Source organism: Paenalkalicoccus suaedae (genome assembly GCF_006965545.2).
GTDB lineage: Bacteria > Bacillota > Bacilli > Bacillales > Salisediminibacteriaceae > Paenalkalicoccus > Paenalkalicoccus suaedae.
In genome coordinates this window covers 1,669,226-1,686,357 of record NZ_CP041372.2, presented here as the reverse complement: position 1 = coordinate 1,686,357, position 17,132 = coordinate 1,669,226, and the positions used below count along the sequence as shown (strand labels likewise).

Sequence of the window (17,132 nt, the reverse complement as noted above, 5' to 3'; positions counted from 1 at the left end):
CCCTTCCTATCGTCTGACAAGAAGGCATAGTTAAAAGACTCTATAACCTTCTGTCCCTGTCTAAAAGATCAAGGCAGACAACTAATACTTAATTCTATCTTGCAGGTACAGGTTGTTTAGCACAATCCTGTCCGTTATTTAGTATAGCAAAAATGCAATCTTCTAGGAAGAAACGAGATCGATATCTCCAGAGATAATCAACGTCTCTTCTCCACCCTCTCGTTGCACACGTAAATAACCATCGTCTGTAATTCCGAGGAGCGTGCATACTAATGTTTCTTGCTCGGATCTGACGCGAATCGTTGCACCTATAGATGTTGCGTACGCTTCCCATAATGGTTTTAACACGGTGAATCCATCTGATTCAAATAAGGCGTACATTTGCGTCCATTCAGTAAGTACACGCTCTATGACATTGACGCGAGGAATGGATTGCTTCGCTTCTTGTGCAAGCGATGTTGCACGGTCTTCTAGGCTCTCATCAAATACAGCGTTATTTACGTTAATACCAATCCCGATAATCACTGCTTTAATTCGATCTGGATCCGCTTGAAGCTCTGTTAAGATGCCGCACACTTTCTTCCCATTAATTAAAATATCGTTTGGCCATTTAATGGATACATCTGCATACTTGGACAGTGCTCTCGCGACAGCAACTGCTGCTACAAGAGTGAGCTTTGGAGCATGCTGAAGTGTGATCGTAGGCTTAATAATCATGCTCATGGATACGGTTGTATATTTCTCCGATTGCCAAACGCGACCAAGTCTTCCTCGGCCACTCGTTTGTGTCCCCGCCACAACGACAGTATTAGTGTCAGCACCATCCGCTAACAGTTGCATCGCGACCTGCTGAGTAGATCCCGTTTGTTCTATATAGTGGATCTTGTATTCTGGAGCAATTAAAGCAAGCTCTCGTTCGTTTAAAAGGTCAAAATCAGTAAGTTTATAGCCCAAATTACGTTGCGCCTCAATTGGGTACCCCTCTTTTTTAAGCTGAGATATAGCTTTCCAGATTGCTGTTCTGCTACAAGCTAATTGCTCACTCATTTTCTCTCCTGAAACATGCGATTGACTTTCTTTTAAAATCGCTAACACGTCTTCTTTCATGTAATCATCTCCTGTTTAACAAACCGTAGCAACGTTTCCTTCTCGTTGTTAAGCTTTCCATTCAAAATGCGGATAAGAAGCTGTGTTTTGACATGAGCAATCTCTGGTCCTTGCTCCACTCCTGCTTGAATTAAGTCTAGACCAGTAACGCTGAGGTCACCTATGTCTTTTATCGGCAGGCGGTCATACTGATCCAACAGATTGGTTTTAGATCCACGCAGCTCCCTTAAAAACGATACGTCACGGACTTCTTCACGATTTAGTCGAAGCAGATCTATGGATGTGGGCACACGCTCTACATACGCATGATACAGCAATACCCTCTGCTTTAGCTTTTTAGGGAGAAGGGAAACGCGTCTCTTGTCAGTTAAAAGTACTGCTAAGAAAGACGTATCTGATCTTTGAGCAATCTTAATTAGTTGGGGCGCAAATTCTTCTGATACGGCGAACCCTAATGTCTCTAGTAATTCTAGTACCCGTGAGGAATGTTTTATCTCGTTCCTCAGCTTTAATAGCTCTTGAATAATTCGTTCTTTACTTGCTGTAAAAAGTAACTCCCTATTTTCAACGAAAGACGAAAAGGTTTTTGCATCCATTGTCACATCAAGCTGTTGCTCCATTCGAACGGCACGCAACAAACGTATAGGATCGTGTATAAAACTTTGAGACGTCACTTGAGATAATCTCTTCTCTTTTAATGCACGCTGACCGTTAAAAGGATCAATCAAGACGCTTCCTGCCGCTGCGATTGCATTGACTGTGAAATCGCGCCTTTTTAAATCTTCCTCAATAGGTGTATCCACCATTAATGTTACTTCTGCGCGCTCCCCTTGATGAAAAACTAAGTAGGACTGCTTCTCTCTTCCAATCGCTACGACGCGAGTAAATACTGAACGCAGAGCATCCTCCGAGATAGCGCAGGCGATGTCAATATCTCTTGAAGGCTTTCCTAATAGTGCGTCTCGAACCGCGCCTCCGACAACGTATGTTTCATATCCCGTTTCCACGAGCTTTGTAAAAACCTTACTCTTTATCATGAAGAGCTCTTTCATAAAGCACCTCATATTGATGCACAATTTTTTGCTTGTGAAAATCAACGGTAGCGCGTTTTCTTGCGGCAATAGCCATATTCTCATGAAGTCGCTCATCTTCAAGAAGTTCTACAGTCTTTTGAGCAATATCCTCAATATCTCCCAGCTTACAAATAAACCCGCTTACGTTATCTTCAATGACCTCAGGAATGCCTCCTATATCCGTTCCAACGACAGGAACTCCACACGCCATCGCTTCTAATAGCACTAAACCGAAGCTCTCTTTTGAAGATAGTAGCAACTTCACATCACTAATAGATAAAAGCTCCGCCACACGTTTTTGACTCCCTAAAATTCGTACACGATCCGAAATCCCTAAATCCTTCACTAACTGACGAATGATAGGAAGCTCGGGTCCATCTCCTACTAAAAGTAAAACACTGTCTATTTCTTTTTGGACAAGATGAAAGACGCGAACGACATCATCTACGCGCTTTACTTTGCGAAAGTTCGAAATATGGATGAGCACTTTTTGTTCATCTTTAATTTGCAATTCCTTTTTTGTATTTACAGTTGCCCGGGGATGATAAATGCGCTCATCAATAAAGTTATAGACGGTGTGGATATCCTTTTTAACGTGAAGTAGCTCCCTCGTCTGGCGAATAAGATCGTCCGATACAGCAGTTACGATATCTGATTTCTCTATACTAAAACGAATCATGTTGCTGAGTGTTGGATCATCACCTAGTACCGTTATGTCGGTTCCGTGAAGTGTTGTTACTATTCTCACATTCCCATCCACCATCTCTTTCGCTAAAAATGCACTCACGGCGTGTGGGATCGCGTAATGGACGTGAAGGATATCTAGTTTTTCCTCTTTAATCACATCCGCCATTTTAGATGCAAGCGCCAAATCATAAGGTGGGTACTGAAAAACTGCGTACGAGCTGACAGATACCTCGTGGTAATAAATATTTGTATGAGAGTCGTCTAAACGAAAAGGTAAACTGGAGGTAATAAAATGAACCTCGTGACCTTTTTCAGCCAACGCTAAGCCGAGCTCGGTTGCAACGATGCCTGAGCCTCCTACCGTTGGATAGCACGTAATACCAATTTTCATGCTAAAAAGCTCCTTTTAATTGAATAACTCTTTTGTAATGTACTGATGATGTGTCAAAAACCCCTCCGCATACAAAACGCCTGAGTTGCGACCTATTAATTTATCTCTTGCTAAAACGTCCTCTACGTACCCATTATTAAGCGGTGTCTGTGTTGAGGTACTAGTTGACTCAAACTGACTTTTAAACGCCTCAAGCGCCTCCTGCTTCTTTTCTAAACTCTTGGAGATGTCTATTGTGAAATCCGGTGTATGTAATCCATTAATTTGATAAAAGTACAGAGCCTTTGGCCTAAACGCATCTCCAAGCTCTGGCTTGAACCGTTTTATGCCGCTATTAAAAAAAGCTTCTGCTACAAGCTCCGCACACATGCCGTGGTCAGGGTGACGGTCTATTTTCGATGGAGCAAATAAGAAGCGCGGTTTAGTCTCGCGAATAATTTTTACAAGTTCATCAATAACTTTATCTCTCTGCGTGTATAACCCCCTATCAGGAAACGTTAAGGTTGTTGTTTTATCTACGTTTAGAATGTCACACGCACGTTTAGATTCCTCTAATCTTGTAGCAACAGTACCGTTTGAGCTAAGCTCCGCCTGAGTTAAATGGACAATCATTGTTTTTTTATCTCTATATTTATAAAGAGTCCCCCCCATGCCGATTTCTACATCGTCTGGGTGGGCTCCAACTGCTAATATATCCGTGTGTGACACTTACTTCCTCCTTTTTGCAAGCTCGCGAAAATCAAAATCTCCACGAGAAAGACCAGCAATAAGAATTTCGGCAGTAGCAAGATTGGTTGCAAGTGGAATCTCGTACACATCACAAAGGCGAATGAGCGCAGAAATATCTGGCTCATGAGGCTGAGCAGTAAGTGGATCTTTAAAGAATAAGACAAGATCCATCTCATTTTCAGCTATCTTTGCACCGATTTGCTGATCACCGCCTAATGGACCTGACCTAAAACGATGGACAGAAAGATTTGTTGCTTCCATAATACGAGTTCCCGTTGTTCCCGTTGCAAATAACGTATGATCTTTTAGCACAGGCTCATAAGCTATCGTAAAATTAACAAGTTCATCCTTCTTTTGATCGTGAGCGATGCATGCAATATTCATTTTTTCTCCCCCTTAGTCGATAAGTTGATCAAGTCCATATACGAGCGTTTTTAAATGCATAACCTCATCTACAGCTAGCTTCACACCTGGCATGAAAGAGGTACGGTCTAATGAATCGTGTCTTAAAGTCAATGTTTGACCTTGTCCACCAAATAGGACCTCTTGGTGCGCAACTCTTCCTGGTAATCGAACGCTATGGATGCGCATCCCTTCAAAGTCAGCTCCTCGCGCCCCTTGTAGCGTCTCCGTTTCATCTACGTGACCCTGTGTTTTTTCTTCTCTCACTTCCGCGATCATTTGAGCTGTTTTAATCGCCGTTCCAGAAGGAGCATCTAGCTTTTTATCATGGTGCTGCTCAATAATCTCAACATCCGTCATATATTTAGCTGCTTGCTTCGAAAATTTCATTAAAAGAATGGCACCAATAGCAAAATTCGGCGCAATAATCGCCCCTAATTCTTTTTCCGATGCAGTTTTCGTAAGCTCCTCAATATCTTCATCCGTAAATCCTGTCGTTCCGACAACTGGTCGCACGTTATAATTAAATGCCGTTACCATATGCTGCTTACCAGTCTCAGGACTTGTTAAATCGATTAATACATCACATACCTCTTTTTGGAAACATTCTTCCATGTTTGTATATACTGGTACGTCCGCATCTAAGTCGGGGGCCACATCCTTCAAACGAGCTCCATCATGTTTACGGTCTACGACTGCTGTTAACGTAAACGTTTCCTCACCCATGACCATTTTAACAGCTTCTTTCCCCATATTTCCTCTTGGGCCTGCAATCACGATATGTATCATTTCTCTTCCTCCTCAATCTTTGTCCATCTATCCTTATCTCTTGTGTTAAATTTATTCATAACTAAATCGAATGCTTCTTCCATGTCGATATCAAGCGAATTAGCAAAGCAAATCATCACGAATAAGATATCGCCAAGCTCCTGTTCCATCGATCGATCCTCTTCAGAACTCTTCTTTGGCTTTTCGCCATAATAGTGGTTAACCTCACGCGCGAGCTCTCCCACCTCTTCAGTCATACGAGCCATCATGGCAAGTGGCGAAAAGTAACCCTCTTTAAATTGAGAAATGTACGCGTCTACTTCTTGTTGCATCTCTTCCATTGTCTTTTTAGTCATTATGTACTCACTCCTATTTAAGCTACACGCTTATCGTACAGAATCCCACCGCCTTTGACAAATCTTTTCTTCTCATAATGACCGCTATTCGATATACTATAGCAGGCATTATTACTTTCAGGAGGTGTCATCTATGTATCCACCAATTAAAATTCGTCATATCTTGCTTATTTTATTAGGAACTGCCATTTTATCTTTTGGACTTGTTTATTTTAATATGGAAAATAATTTAGCAGACGGCGGATTTACAGGAATTACGCTTATTTTATTTTTTATGTTTGAGTTTAACCCTGCATACACGAACCTTTTATTAAATATTCCTTTATTTATTATCGGATGGAAAATACTTGGCCGTAACGTATTTATTTACACGGTGATCGGAACAGTCGGCGTTTCCGTGTTTTTATGGTTATTCCAAGCATACCCTATCATGTCCTTACCTTTACAAGATGATATGACGCTCGCAGCACTGTTTGCCGGCGTATTTATTGGAGTCGGTTTAGGCATCGTGTTTCGAGTTGGAGGCACTACTGGTGGGGTAGATATTATCGCAAAGCTAGGCTTTAACTACTTTGGGTGGAGTATGGGACGTACGATGTTTGTATTTGATGCAGTCGTCATAACAGCCTCCCTTATTTACCTTGACTACCGTGAAGCCATGTATACGATTGTCGCCGTATTTGTAGCGGCAAAAGTCATCGACTTTATGCAACAAGGAGCTTACTCCGGTAAAGCTGCCATGATCATTTCCGATCATGTACCAGAGATCGCAACAGCTATTCTAGAGGAAATGGATCGCGGTGCGACGATGTTAAAAGGTCGTGGCTCCTTCACTGGTAACGACCGCGAAGTCCTTTATTGTGTAGTTGGCAGAAATGAAATGGTTCGTTTAAAGAAAACGATCGCACGTGTTGATCCTCATGCCTTCGTCACGCTTCAAGATGTACAAGACGTCATGGGAGAAGGATTTACATTAGACGAAAACAAGCGACCTCTAGGGGTGTAAGTCGTTGGTATAACGATGTGATTTTTTCGTTGCGCAATTGTGATGGAATATCTCGCGATTCGCTCTCCGATTCGCGCGGTTTTTCTGACCACACGCAATTCACACTCCAACTCGAGAGATGCTTACACCATCTCCAACAAAAAACTCTACACAAAAAGCCAGGCAGTAACTGCCTGGCTTTACTTTAGTCTCTATTCATCGCTAAGAACATAAGCACAAAACGAATTAATTCGGCAACTGCTACAAGTGCGGCAGCTACGTACGTTAATGCCGCAGCATCTAGTACCTTTTTCGTTTCACGTTCCTCATCATTTCGAATAACACCTGAGGATACCATTTGTCCCATCGCTCTGCTAGATGCATTGAATTCTACCGGCAATGTAACAAGCTGGAATAGTACCGCGAAGGACATAAAAATGACACCGAGTAGCACAAGCTCTGAGATCGTAAAGAGAATTCCACCCATAATTAAGAAAATGGATGTATTTGATCCAAATCCTGCTGCAGGAACTAACGCATGGCGAAAGCGAAGAAAACTATAGTCTTCTGCATCCTGCATGGCGTGGCCAACCTCGTGCGCAGCGACAGCTGCTCCTGCTACCGATCGACCATAGTAATTCGCTTCCGATAAACGTACAGCCTTCTTACGTGGGTCATAATGATCAGTAAGCTGTCCTTTCACTGGCTCAACAGTAACATCATATATACCATTATCTTGTAATATTTTTCTCGCCACATCTGCTCCAGTCATACCCGAAGAAGCCTGTATTTGAGAATATTTACGATACGTATTTTTAACGCGCGAACTAGCCCACATTGGGATAATTAATAGGGCCGCAAAATAAATTAAAAAGCCTCCAAATGTTTCAAACATGGGTACATTCCTCCTCTTACTATTCCTTATGATCAATTTTAGTCAAACTTTTGAAAGGTGTCAACGAATCCGCCTTCTAACAGGCTTTTTTAGCTTCTCTTCACGCTCAACCTTGAGTTTTTTATAGCTGACATATGTCATGGAAGAGAGGATAGAAATCGTGACCAAATAAATAACGAATAAAATTCCTTCGTTCCTTTTTTGGTCATATACAATCTCTTTTAAATGACCTTCTAACTGCTTCGCTACATGTAAATCGGTAGGAGTCGTGAAATACCTTTCAGCAAGAGCCTTCAGTGGATAAAATTCTTCTTCTGACAAGCATAGCTCAAAAACACTTTTTGTTACATTGTATCGAGCTTTTGCTTTTTTAAAAGCATTATTAATATCCTCATTAGAATTCTTTATACTACTACGGACATCCTCATATAAAAGTTTCAATTGCTCTTTGTAGGCTTGATCACCATTAATAGCTTGTACAACTAAGAGAAAAGAATAGGCCTTAGTTTTATCCAAATTTCCCGTATTCGCTTTTGAGAGCTCTTCTTTCAAAGCTCTCTCTTCTCTAATCAGAATATGCAGGGTTTGAATCGGTAATTTGGGGCTCATTTCTTCAAATTGATTTTCAAATAAAAGAATAGATTCTCTTGCACGTATGTAGTCCTCTTCGTCGATAGCTTGTACAATGCGTTTGGCGCTATCCTCAAGAAAACTAAAGTCTTGCTCAGATTCTTGCATCGCATAGGTATATGGTAAAGGATACATACTGGATACTAAAAGGATGAATCCGATAATAAATTTCACAGTCTTCGCCTCCTATCTTGCTTATCCATATGAGCAAAATAGGAGGGTTAGACATGCTATCTGAGATCAACTTTAGGAAGATACTTATTAAGTAAATAAACGCTAAGTAAGGAAAAGATACTTAGAGATACAGTAAACACCGCAATTTCTGTCATGAAGGGCTCAAGGGACCTTGCTACCCACGGATGCATATCGAAATAGTAATCAATAAAGTCATTAAATAATGTCCAAATAGCAACTAATACAAGGTGAATTGGCTTGATTCTAAAATAAGGCATGTATAGAAATGCTTGAAGAGCCATCCCTGCGTGACTTAGGATTAGCATCCAGCTAACTAGGCTCAAAGGTGTGCCAGTAGCTTGAGCTCCTAAATTCATTGCGACGGCCCACAGCCCATATTTTATTAAGGTGACTGCTGCAAAAGCTTCGATAAACGGCCACCTTTTACCGAACAAAAAGAATCCGATTGCAATAGTAATAAAGAGACTCGCCGTTGGACTATCTGGCACAAATAGTAAAAATTGAGGCGGCGTCGCCATGAGTTGATTCTCATACCAGTAATAGCCATAAATCGTTCCTAAAAAATTCACTATAAAAAGTACTAGCAAGAAGATTCGTTGTCTTAATATGTACAAAATAAATTCGCCCATAACTAGCCTCGATTCTTAAGTAGTAAAAAAGGGCAATCCTACATAGAATGTAGAATAGCCCCATAAACCTTTAATTATTCGTTAGCGTTCGCTTCTTCGTTAGCATTGGCATCGGCATCTTCTTCGCCCTCGCCGCCTTCTTCAGCTTCTCCGCCACCGCCGCCTTCGCCTTCAGGCTGTTGGCCATCATTAGCGATGAATGCAGCAAGTGTTTCTAATTCTTCATCAGAGCCATCGAATTGACCGCCTGGCATAGCGCCTTGGCCGTTTACGATAATGTCGATAACTTCTTCAGTAGAATAATCACTTTGGAACATGTTAGGACCGGCTGCGCCACCCATCATGTCACCACCGTGACACCCGATACAAGAATCTTGTGTCTGGTAAATCTCATAGCCGGCAGCTGCTTCATCTATTTCAACACCAGATTCATCAAGCTGTCCGATATTAGCAGCAGCTTCCCAGTCATGCTGGTCTACTGACTCCCAAGTTAAGAAAATGATAGAAATAACACCAAGTAGCATAAGACCAGAAGCAATCGGACGTTTGTGAGGACGTCTCTCCTTACTTGTGTCAAGCCATGGAGCGAGTAATAACGCACCAAATGCAATACCTGGAATAACAACTGCTCCCATAACTGTGTATGGACCTGCAGCAAATTCATACTTTAATAGTTGATACAAGAATAAGAAATACCAGTCAGGAAGTGGAATATACCCGGAAACTGTTGGATCCGCTACAGCCTGTAATGGCGCAGGGTGTGCAACAGTAAGGATTAGGAACCCGATTAAGAATACGGCACCTACCATCCACTCACGAAGTAAAAAGTTTGGCCAAAACGCCTCTGTTTTACCTGGATATTCAGAATAGTCCTTTGGAATATTCGGCTTACGCTCAGCTGAGACACGCGAATCTCCAACGAACTTCATACCTTTACCGCGATGCATAATGTTCCCTCCTTATCATGTGATGAATAGCTCTTACAACGGACCTGAGATACCTTGCTTACGGATCATAATGAAGTGAGCTCCAAGTAATCCGAGTAGTGCTCCTGGTAAGAAGAACACGTGAATCGCAAAGAATCGTGCAAGTGTTTGAGCACCGATAATATCGCCACCTGCTAGAAGTGTTCTAGCAAATCCACCAACAAATGGAGCTGCTTCTGCGATTTCAAGTCCTACTACCGTTGCAAAGTAAGCCTTCATATCCCATGGTAGAAGGTATCCTGTGAAGCCTAGTCCTAAAATTACGAAGAATAATAGAACACCGACAACCCAGTTAAGCTCACGTGGTTTTTTATATGATCCTGTAAAGAATACACGCAGTGTATGCAAGAACATCATTACGATAACGAGACTGGCACCCCAATGGTGCATTCCCCGTACAATCATCCCGTGAGTTACTTCATTTTGTAAGTAATATACCGACTCGTGTGCGTGCACGATATCTGGTACGTAGTACATAGTTAAAAACATACCTGATAAAATTTGGATAACTACGACGAAAAATGTCAAGCCACCAAAACAATAAACGAACGCTGAAAAATGATGGGCAGGGTTCACGTGCTCAGGAACTTCGTGGTCTGCAATATCGCGCCATAATGGGGTAATATCAAGCCGCTCGTCCACCCAGTCATACACTTTCTGAAGCATTATTTGGCCCCCCTTAACGCTGATTAATTTGTCCTAAGTAAATCATTCCATCTCGAACCTCTACATCATACACATCCAATGGACGCGTTGGTGGTGTCCCCGGAACGTTCGTACCATCTCGTTCGAATCGTCCAAAGTGACATGGACAGAAGAACTGATCTTGGTTTTCCGGACTTGTGTTCCAATCCACTGTACATCCTAGATGTGTACAAACAGGAGACAGAGCCATGACTTCCCCTTCATTTAGGAATACCCATGCAGATCTTGATTGTTCAGAAGTATACCAACCGTCCTCTAATTCTACGGAGAAATCTACTCGTTGTGGTTCTTCTGTTAAGTCAGCTTCGCTTAGACCGATAGAAACAAATTCTGAATCTCCACCTGCCTCAAGCGCTGGATCCAATGCCATTCTGACCATTGGAGCGAGCATTCCTGCTGCCATGAAACCGCCTACACCTGTAAGTGTATAGGTTAAAAATTGGCGTCTAGATACCCGATGCTTTTTCTCGCTCACGACCTTCCCTCCTCACTACCGTTTCTACACACATTTTTATAATTTATCATACTAAGACTATTTAATGATAGCTTAACAAAACACGGGCTGTCAATATAATCCGGGAAAACATTTTGCAAGAATAATGTCTATTTCGTGTCGTTCCATTTTTCCGTAAATAAAGGGATTATTTGCTTCGCCTGTTGTTCAAACGCTTGTTGTCTTTTAGCCGCTTCCATATCAGCTACAGAGAATGATGGAATCCAAATTAGCTCTCCAACTTCAGGCTCAATAAGATGGCGCCATGCCATATCAGCTGTCACAAAAAAGACGTGAGGTAAGGATGCATCTTTAAAATGCGAAGCAAAGCTTTCAGCCCGCTTTTGCAAGGCATCTTTCTCTTCTGTAGGTAAATACGTGAACGCAGGGGTTAACAATAGCCTCCCCATAAACTGTCGCTCTAGATAGTCTGTTAAAAAGCCTGTAAACTCGCTCATTCTAACACTGTCCGCTTGATTGCGACCTGCCTCTACCGGAATAAGTGGAATAATGACAGTATCCACATATTCTTTTGCCTTTACAAATGTCTTATAATCCGATTCGATCCACTTCATCTTTTAGACCTCCAAAAAAGAAAAGCCCTAAGAGTACAGGGCTTTTAGCTCCGAATATTGTTTTGATAGTTCCAAGAAGCGCGCTTTATCTCCGTGCTCTAACGCAAGGTCGATTTGAAGAGAAAGCTCCGTTAACTGCTTATGTCGAATCGATTCATCGAGTACCATTTCTGCAAGTAAACTCTGAACCGTTTCTTCAGCAACATTAGCCGGAAGATAAGGATTCTCCTCAAGCACCGCAACATATTGGGGTAGTGCATGCTTATCTTTGAAGTTTAGCTGGATATAAATATCTTCATTTCTATTTAACCGAATATCATGAAAGGACTTTTCCGCATCCATTGTCACGTGCTGATTTTTGTGAAACGCAAACGGAACTTGATCCACGTTGTTAGCGGAAATCATGAGCGCTTTTGGGCAAAACTCTGCTTGTTCAACAAAATGCACGCGCTCCATTAAGATGTCGTCACTCATTAAAAAGTTTAAAAGCCATGCACACTCTCGTCGCTTTAGCTGGTACTTTTCTAGGAACCACTTTAGAAAGTCCCTTTTCTCCATTACTGGAATTGGACTATTCATCACGACCCCTCCCTTGATAAGTCAGATTCGAGCGAAAAAGTTTCTTAACATTTATCGGTTGTTATACTTATTCTACATTCACGCTCAATATCCTGCAAACGTTTCAACTTTCTTGCTCTAAATCTTCAATCCTCATAGCTATATCCTCTCGCTCTGGATCTAACACGACTATTTTTCGAAGTAGCTCTAGCGCTTTTTCTCTTTGACCGTTAGCAAAATAAACAGGATAAGCCTCTTCGTAAAGAGTTACCTCTTCAGCGAGTTCAGCTATAGCAATATCATAGGCTTGAATAGCACCAGTGATATCATCCGCTTCGTAAAGTGCTTTAGCACGATATCGTTCAAACAGCGGATCAAACTCATTGTAATCATCTAAAAAACGAACGAGGTCAAGCATCGCATCATAATCCTCAACGTCATCATAGTAGCGCAACGCTTCCGTCACAGCTGACAAGTTCGATGGATTGAGTGCTATTACCTTCTCTAAAAAGACTTGTCCGTCTTCTCCATGCCCTTGAGAAAGCAAGAGTCTAGCAAGCTCCAAATACAAGCTCTCATTGTATTCATCGCGACGTAAGCCTTCTTCAAATGTCTCCTGAGCGTCCTCCCATTTCTTAATAGCCATGTAAGCCTTACCTAGGTTGGCATAAGCAGTCGTAAAGTCAGGATCCTGCTTTAGTACAACGGTAAACGCATCAATTGCCGTTTCGTAATCCTCTAGCTGCATAGCTGTGACACCATACCCGTACATAGCCTCTGTCGTACGCTCTTCTTGAAGACCTTTTTTATAATAATCGAGCGCTTCTTCAAATTGACCCGTGGCGCTAAACGCTTCTGCCAGTCGAATGCGAGGATCAACAGGTAGATCACTTAAATCGTCCTGATGAATCACTCGCTTGTAATAAGAGATCGCCTGCTTAAAATCGCCTCGATTTAGATAGAATTCACCTAATCCATATAATAATACAACCTCATTCGGCAACTGCTTGATTGCTTCTAACAGCTTTTGTTCGGCAACCTCTTCTAGTCCTTGACTTTCATATAGGTCTGCAAGTAATAGTTGCGCCTGTAAAAATGCAGGACCATCTTTTTTAATTTCATTTAGCATATCTAGTGCTTCCTGCTCTTTACCTAGCTCAATGTAGCACTCTGAGGCAAACGCAAACAGCTCTCCATTATCCGGATAAGAGAACATGAGTTCCTCTGTGATCTCAAGCGCCTTATCGACTAAACCTAGCTGGAAATAAAGCTCTGCTATATCTCGTCTCGTTTCATCATCAGCTTCTTTTACATAAGCCGCTAAATCTTGAAGGCCTTTTTCATGCTGGCCGTCTTCTATCATTTTCACGATGCGTGCTACTTTTTCATTCATTACTTATAGCCTCCTCAAATATCTCTGCGCACAAAAGCCTACCAGATTTTCGTCTGATAGGCAATGAATCATGAATCTCCTTGGAGTTCTTCTAAATGAGTGAAGAAATTTGGATAGGAGACTGCAATCGCATCTGTTCCTGAAACAGACACTGGATTCTCTGAGATGAGACCAGCGAGAGCCATAGTCATGCCGATACGATGATCGTGATAGCTCTCTGCGCTTCCACCGTGCAACGATTCCCCACCATGGATGATCATACCATCATCCGTCGCTTCAATCGACGCACCGAGCTTCTGGAGCTGTAAAACAACCGTATCGATCCGATTCGTTTCCTTTACTTTTAGTTCTTCTGCGTCTTTAATCACGGTAGTCCCTTTCGCTTGCGTTGCTAACAGCGCAATAGCAGGAATCTCATCAATCAACCGAGGAATTTCCGCTCCCTCAACGGTTGTCGAGGTTAGCTCCTGATAGCGAATTCGAATATCCGCCACTGGCTCTCCCCCCACCGTCTTTTCGTTAGAAAATGTAAGGGACGCCCCCATACGCTCGAGCACATCAATAATACCTGATCTCGTTGGATTTAACCCTACATTAGTAAGAGTAACATCACTATCAGGTACAATAGCAGCCGCAACGAGCATAAATGTAGCAGAAGATACGTCTCCAGGAACGTGCACATTAGTCGCAGTAAGCTTTTGTCCACCTTGAATGGATGCCGAAAGCTCCGAAGAAGTGACATCGACTCCAAAAGCTTGCAACATTCTTTCCGTATGATCTCGTGACTTATGAGGTTCAGCAACTGTCGTCGTGCCATTTGCATAAAGACCTGCTAGTAAAATGGCAGACTTCACCTGCGCACTAGCAACAGGAGATACATACGACATCCCTTGTAAACTGCCACCTCGAATAGCAATTGGCGTTAAGTTTGCATAATCTCTACCGTCAATCGTTGCGTTCATCATTTTTAACGGTCCTGTGACTCTTCTCATAGGTCGTTTTGCAATGGAATCATCCCCAATTAACATAGACGCAAAAGGTTGACCTGCTAAAATTCCAGAGAGAAGTCGGATCGTCGTCCCTGAATTACCAACGTCTAATATTTCTTTTGGTTCTGTTAAGCCATGAACGCCTTTCCCGTGGACAATTATTTTATCCTCAGTCTCTTCAATTTTTACACCTAGCTGTCTCATACATGAAATCGTGCTTAAGCAGTCTTGACCTCGGAGAAAGCCCGTAATCTCCGATGTGCCCTCCGCGATGGCCGCAAACATAACCGATCTATGGCTGATCGACTTGTCTCCAGGAGTCACCACTGTCCCTTGTAGGGGCTTTTTCGCTTGATAAATCACCTTCTCCATAGACGCCTCCTCTTACTGTACATCGTACGCTTCATATGCGTGCTCTTCTAATTGTTGTTTTGCGACAGTTAAATCTTCTTCAGAACGGAAGCTAAGTCTTAATGCCCCCATTATGCCTTCGCGTGCTTCAATAATTCGAATGTTGGTAATGCTAATACTCGCCTTAGCTAATATTGCTGTAACATCCGAAATAACGCCAGGATGGTCAGGAATGTCTACATATAAATCATAAAAAGGAAGCATAGCCCCTTTTTTCTTAGATGGTAAGTTATCACGAACATCCTTTGCATCGGCAAAAAAGGCATAAATAGCTTCATCATCATCCGTATGTAGCATGTCCTCGACGTTCTTCATAATAGCATTCCACTCTTGAATCATTGGGAGTAGTTGCTCTTTATTGTGCATGAGTATATCTCGCCACATCGTTGGAGAAGCAGACGCAATCCGCGTGATGTCTCTAAATCCACCAGCTGCAAGCTGCGTAATCAATGGATCTTCATCGCCTGCTTTTGCCACGTGATGAACGAGAGCAGATGCAACGATATGTGGGAAATGACTGATGAGCCCAGCAAATCGATCATGCGAGGCTGGCTCTAACTGAATAAATTTTGCTTTTGTCCCCTTTAACACGTTTTGTAGCTGAATAAGCTTATTATCAGGCACGCCTTCTGCTGGCGTTAATACGTAATAGGCATTCTCGAATAGGCGTTCAATCGATGCTTCAACGCCTGTTTTATGAGAGCCTGCCATCGGATGACCTCCGATAAAAAAGACTCCTTTTGATTGCAGTTTATTACCCGCAACGACAACCGTTTCTTTTGTACTTCCAACGTCTGTCACAATGGCACCAGCTTGAAGCGGTAGCGTCTCTAGTTGCTGAATCAACTTAATCGTGCTCTCTACAGGAGCAGCTAAAATAATAATATCTGCATCTCTCACAGCATCTTCAAGAGATTCTGCCTGCTCGTCGATAATTTGCAGAGTCGAAGCGAGCTTGACAGAGTTTTGATCAATATCGAAGCCCTTGATTTGTGCTTTAGGGAGTCCGCTCTTAATTGCTAGAGCAAGAGACCCCCCTATTAAACCAAGTCCAATTAATGCAATTTGTTTACTCACGTGAATCCTCCTAAAGTAGCCAATCTGTTAATAGTGATCGAATGCGCTCATTTTGCTCTTTTGTGCCGAGCGTTACTCGAACATAGGAAGGGAATCCTAAAGCCTCTCCGTTACGAACGATGAAGCCTTTGCGCAGTAAGTAATCAAATACCTCTCCACCTGGCTTGTTCACACTAAACAAGAGAAAGTTCGTTTGAGACGGATAATACGGAAATCCGTTATCCTCACAAAATGCTTCAAACAGCTCTAGCTCTTCTTTGTTTTTAACCTTACAATCCGCAATGAAATCTTGGTCATCTAAAGCTGCAAGTGCTGCTGCCTGCGCGATACTATTCGTATTAAACGGCTCACGACCTGGTTCAATCCCTTGTATAAAACTTGCATTCGCAACACCATAACCAACTCGTAGCGATGCAATGCCATACGCTTTCGAAAAAGTGCGTAATACCATCAAATTATCATAGTTCTTGATTAGAGGAATTGTGTCGGGGTAGTCCTCTGCAGTGACGTACTCTTCATACGCCTCATCACTCACTACTAAAACGTCTTTAGGGACACGCTTTAAAAAGGACATAAACGCCTCTTCGTTCACATACGTTCCTGATGGATTATTAGGATTACAAACAAAAACAATTTTAGTCGTCTCATCAATCGCATCGTACATCGCATCTAAATCATGCGTTCCATTTACTAAGGGCACTTCGATCACATTCGCCCCCTCAATAACGGCGTTATGCTTATATTGGGGAAACGTCGGTGTAGCCGTCACAATCGAATCACCAGCACTTAATAATGCACGACATAGAATAAGGATGACTTCATCCGAGCCATTCCCAAAAATAATCTGTTGCTCGTCAATATTGTGAAGCTCCGCCACTTTTTGACGGAGTTTTGCCGCTCCACCATCTGGATAAATAGCAATAGAAGATACTGCTTCTTGAATCGCTGCTTGGACGCTATCTGAAGCACCGTATGGATTTTCATTTGAAGCAAGCTTAACTACTTCATCAAGACCAAGCTCGCGCTTTACTTCCTCCATCGGCTTCCCAGGTTGATATGGGGTTAGACCGTGGAGCGTTGATTTAATCTTCAAGACAA

Annotated in this window: 20 protein-coding genes; 1 reads left to right on the top strand and 19 read right to left on the bottom strand. The window is 42.3% G+C overall.

Annotated features, from left to right (window positions below):
• Nucleotides 1–162: 162 nt before the first annotated feature.
• Genes FLK61_RS09100 through FLK61_RS09070 form a run of 7 tightly spaced genes read right to left on the bottom strand, consistent with a single transcriptional unit; the run spans nucleotide 163 to nucleotide 5,513 of the window.
• Nucleotides 163–1,107 carry a biotin--[acetyl-CoA-carboxylase] ligase gene (locus tag FLK61_RS09100; RefSeq protein WP_176009156.1) on the bottom strand — a complete coding sequence of 315 codons (945 nt, stop codon included), beginning with the start codon at nucleotides 1,105–1,107 and terminating at the stop codon, nucleotides 163–165.
• A complete protein-coding gene (locus FLK61_RS09095; RefSeq protein ID WP_176009155.1) occupies nucleotides 1,104–2,159 on the bottom strand; it encodes a hypothetical protein in 1,056 nt (351 codons plus the stop codon). Before FLK61_RS09095 ends, FLK61_RS09100 begins: the two co-directional genes overlap by 4 nt.
• Entirely contained in the window at nucleotides 2,131–3,258 is a 1,128-nt protein-coding gene (gene bshA / locus FLK61_RS09090) for an N-acetyl-alpha-D-glucosaminyl L-malate synthase BshA (RefSeq protein WP_176009154.1), read from the bottom strand. The genes FLK61_RS09095 and bshA overlap by 29 nt, the downstream gene beginning before the upstream one ends.
• 15 nt (nucleotides 3,259–3,273) lie before the next feature.
• Nucleotides 3,274–3,966 (bottom strand): bacillithiol biosynthesis deacetylase BshB1, encoded by a 693-nt coding sequence (gene bshB1 / locus FLK61_RS09085; RefSeq protein WP_176009153.1) that lies wholly within the window; start codon nucleotides 3,964–3,966, stop codon nucleotides 3,274–3,276.
• Nucleotides 3,967–4,371 carry a methylglyoxal synthase gene (gene mgsA, locus FLK61_RS09080; protein WP_176009152.1) on the bottom strand — a complete coding sequence of 135 codons (405 nt, stop codon included), beginning with the start codon at nucleotides 4,369–4,371 and terminating at the stop codon, nucleotides 3,967–3,969. It abuts the gene before it with no gap.
• 12 nt (nucleotides 4,372–4,383) lie between these two features.
• Nucleotides 4,384–5,178 carry a 4-hydroxy-tetrahydrodipicolinate reductase gene (gene dapB, locus FLK61_RS09075; protein ID WP_176009151.1) on the bottom strand — a complete coding sequence of 265 codons (795 nt, stop codon included), beginning with the start codon at nucleotides 5,176–5,178 and terminating at the stop codon, nucleotides 4,384–4,386.
• Complete coding sequence (locus FLK61_RS09070; RefSeq protein ID WP_176009150.1) at nucleotides 5,175–5,513, bottom strand: nucleotide pyrophosphohydrolase; 339 nt, start codon at nucleotides 5,511–5,513, stop codon at nucleotides 5,175–5,177. Before FLK61_RS09070 ends, dapB begins: the two co-directional genes overlap by 4 nt.
• A 133-nt stretch (nucleotides 5,514–5,646) precedes the next feature.
• On the opposite strand from FLK61_RS09070, the gene FLK61_RS09065 reads away from it, so the two are divergent.
• A complete protein-coding gene (locus FLK61_RS09065) occupies nucleotides 5,647–6,519 on the top strand; it encodes a YitT family protein (RefSeq protein ID WP_176009149.1) in 873 nt (290 codons plus the stop codon).
• Between the two features lie 184 nt (nucleotides 6,520–6,703).
• Here FLK61_RS09065 and FLK61_RS09060 read toward each other — a convergent pair whose 3' ends face one another.
• The 12 genes from FLK61_RS09060 to hisC all read right to left on the bottom strand — a co-directional run bounded on the left by FLK61_RS09060 (nucleotide 6,704) and on the right by hisC (nucleotide 17,127).
• Nucleotides 6,704–7,393, bottom strand: coding sequence for a zinc metallopeptidase (locus FLK61_RS09060; protein ID WP_176009148.1), 690 nt, complete (start codon nucleotides 7,391–7,393; stop codon nucleotides 6,704–6,706).
• 60 nt (nucleotides 7,394–7,453) lie between these two features.
• On the bottom strand, nucleotides 7,454–8,197 hold the full coding sequence (locus FLK61_RS09055) for a hypothetical protein (RefSeq protein ID WP_176009147.1): 744 nt from the start codon (nucleotides 8,195–8,197) through the stop codon (nucleotides 7,454–7,456).
• A 56-nt stretch (nucleotides 8,198–8,253) separates the two neighbouring features.
• The gene (locus FLK61_RS09050; protein ID WP_176009146.1) at nucleotides 8,254–8,847 is read right to left on the bottom strand and encodes a DUF1405 domain-containing protein; all 594 of its coding nucleotides are present in this window, start codon (nucleotides 8,845–8,847) and stop codon (nucleotides 8,254–8,256) included.
• Between the two features lie 74 nt (nucleotides 8,848–8,921).
• On the bottom strand, nucleotides 8,922–9,794 hold the full coding sequence (locus FLK61_RS09045) for a menaquinol-cytochrome c reductase cytochrome b/c subunit (protein ID WP_176009145.1): 873 nt from the start codon (nucleotides 9,792–9,794) through the stop codon (nucleotides 8,922–8,924).
• A 33-nt stretch (nucleotides 9,795–9,827) separates the two neighbouring features.
• On the bottom strand, nucleotides 9,828–10,499 hold the full coding sequence (qcrB, locus tag FLK61_RS09040) for a menaquinol-cytochrome c reductase cytochrome b subunit (protein ID WP_176009144.1): 672 nt from the start codon (nucleotides 10,497–10,499) through the stop codon (nucleotides 9,828–9,830).
• A 13-nt stretch (nucleotides 10,500–10,512) separates the two neighbouring features.
• Nucleotides 10,513–11,013 carry a QcrA and Rieske domain-containing protein gene (locus FLK61_RS09035; protein ID WP_176009143.1) on the bottom strand — a complete coding sequence of 167 codons (501 nt, stop codon included), beginning with the start codon at nucleotides 11,011–11,013 and terminating at the stop codon, nucleotides 10,513–10,515.
• A gap of 128 nt (nucleotides 11,014–11,141) precedes the next feature.
• A complete protein-coding gene (locus FLK61_RS09030) occupies nucleotides 11,142–11,606 on the bottom strand; it encodes a DUF2487 family protein (RefSeq protein WP_176009142.1) in 465 nt (154 codons plus the stop codon).
• A gap of 27 nt (nucleotides 11,607–11,633) precedes the next feature.
• Nucleotides 11,634–12,185, bottom strand: a complete 552-nt coding sequence (locus FLK61_RS09025; RefSeq protein ID WP_176009141.1) for a ReoY family proteolytic degradation factor — start codon at nucleotides 12,183–12,185, stop codon at nucleotides 11,634–11,636.
• A gap of 103 nt (nucleotides 12,186–12,288) precedes the next feature.
• Entirely contained in the window at nucleotides 12,289–13,557 is a 1,269-nt protein-coding gene (locus FLK61_RS09020; protein WP_176009140.1) for a tetratricopeptide repeat protein, read from the bottom strand.
• Between the two features lie 68 nt (nucleotides 13,558–13,625).
• The gene (aroA, locus tag FLK61_RS09015; RefSeq protein ID WP_176009139.1) at nucleotides 13,626–14,918 is read right to left on the bottom strand and encodes a 3-phosphoshikimate 1-carboxyvinyltransferase; all 1,293 of its coding nucleotides are present in this window, start codon (nucleotides 14,916–14,918) and stop codon (nucleotides 13,626–13,628) included.
• Nucleotides 14,919–14,930: 12 nt separating this feature from the next.
• Nucleotides 14,931–16,034, bottom strand: a complete 1,104-nt coding sequence (locus tag FLK61_RS09010; protein WP_176009138.1) for a prephenate dehydrogenase — start codon at nucleotides 16,032–16,034, stop codon at nucleotides 14,931–14,933.
• 10 nt (nucleotides 16,035–16,044) lie between these two features.
• Nucleotides 16,045–17,127, bottom strand: a complete 1,083-nt coding sequence (hisC, locus tag FLK61_RS09005) for a histidinol-phosphate transaminase (protein WP_176009137.1) — start codon at nucleotides 17,125–17,127, stop codon at nucleotides 16,045–16,047.
• Between the last annotated feature and the right edge of the window lie 5 nt (nucleotides 17,128–17,132).

Excerpts from the sequence above, each read along its gene's own strand:
- FLK61_RS09100 (WP_176009156.1), bottom strand. The coding sequence starts at position 1,107 with ATGAAAGAAGACGTGTTAGCGATTTTAAAAGAAAGTCAATCGCATGTT.
- FLK61_RS09095 (WP_176009155.1), bottom strand. The coding sequence starts at position 2,159 with ATGAAAGAGCTCTTCATGATAAAGAGTAAGGTTTTTACAAAGCTCGTG.
- bshA (WP_176009154.1), bottom strand. The coding sequence starts at position 3,258 with ATGAAAATTGGTATTACGTGCTATCCAACGGTAGGAGGCTCAGGCATC.
- mgsA (WP_176009152.1), bottom strand. The coding sequence starts at position 4,371 with ATGAATATTGCATGCATCGCTCACGATCAAAAGAAGGATGAACTTGTT.
- dapB (WP_176009151.1), bottom strand. The coding sequence starts at position 5,178 with ATGATACATATCGTGATTGCAGGCCCAAGAGGAAATATGGGGAAAGAA.
- FLK61_RS09070 (WP_176009150.1), bottom strand. The coding sequence starts at position 5,513 with ATGACTAAAAAGACAATGGAAGAGATGCAACAAGAAGTAGACGCGTAC.
- FLK61_RS09065 (WP_176009149.1), top strand. The coding sequence starts at position 5,647 with ATGTATCCACCAATTAAAATTCGTCATATCTTGCTTATTTTATTAGGA.
- FLK61_RS09060 (WP_176009148.1), bottom strand. The coding sequence starts at position 7,393 with ATGTTTGAAACATTTGGAGGCTTTTTAATTTATTTTGCGGCCCTATTA.
- FLK61_RS09050 (WP_176009146.1), bottom strand. The coding sequence starts at position 8,847 with ATGGGCGAATTTATTTTGTACATATTAAGACAACGAATCTTCTTGCTA.
- FLK61_RS09045 (WP_176009145.1), bottom strand. The coding sequence starts at position 9,794 with ATGCATCGCGGTAAAGGTATGAAGTTCGTTGGAGATTCGCGTGTCTCA.
- qcrB (WP_176009144.1), bottom strand. The coding sequence starts at position 10,499 with ATGCTTCAGAAAGTGTATGACTGGGTGGACGAGCGGCTTGATATTACC.
- FLK61_RS09030 (WP_176009142.1), bottom strand. The coding sequence starts at position 11,606 with ATGAAGTGGATCGAATCGGATTATAAGACATTTGTAAAGGCAAAAGAA.
- FLK61_RS09025 (WP_176009141.1), bottom strand. The coding sequence starts at position 12,185 with ATGAATAGTCCAATTCCAGTAATGGAGAAAAGGGACTTTCTAAAGTGG.
- FLK61_RS09020 (WP_176009140.1), bottom strand. The coding sequence starts at position 13,557 with ATGAATGAAAAAGTAGCACGCATCGTGAAAATGATAGAAGACGGCCAG.
- aroA (WP_176009139.1), bottom strand. The coding sequence starts at position 14,918 with ATGGAGAAGGTGATTTATCAAGCGAAAAAGCCCCTACAAGGGACAGTG.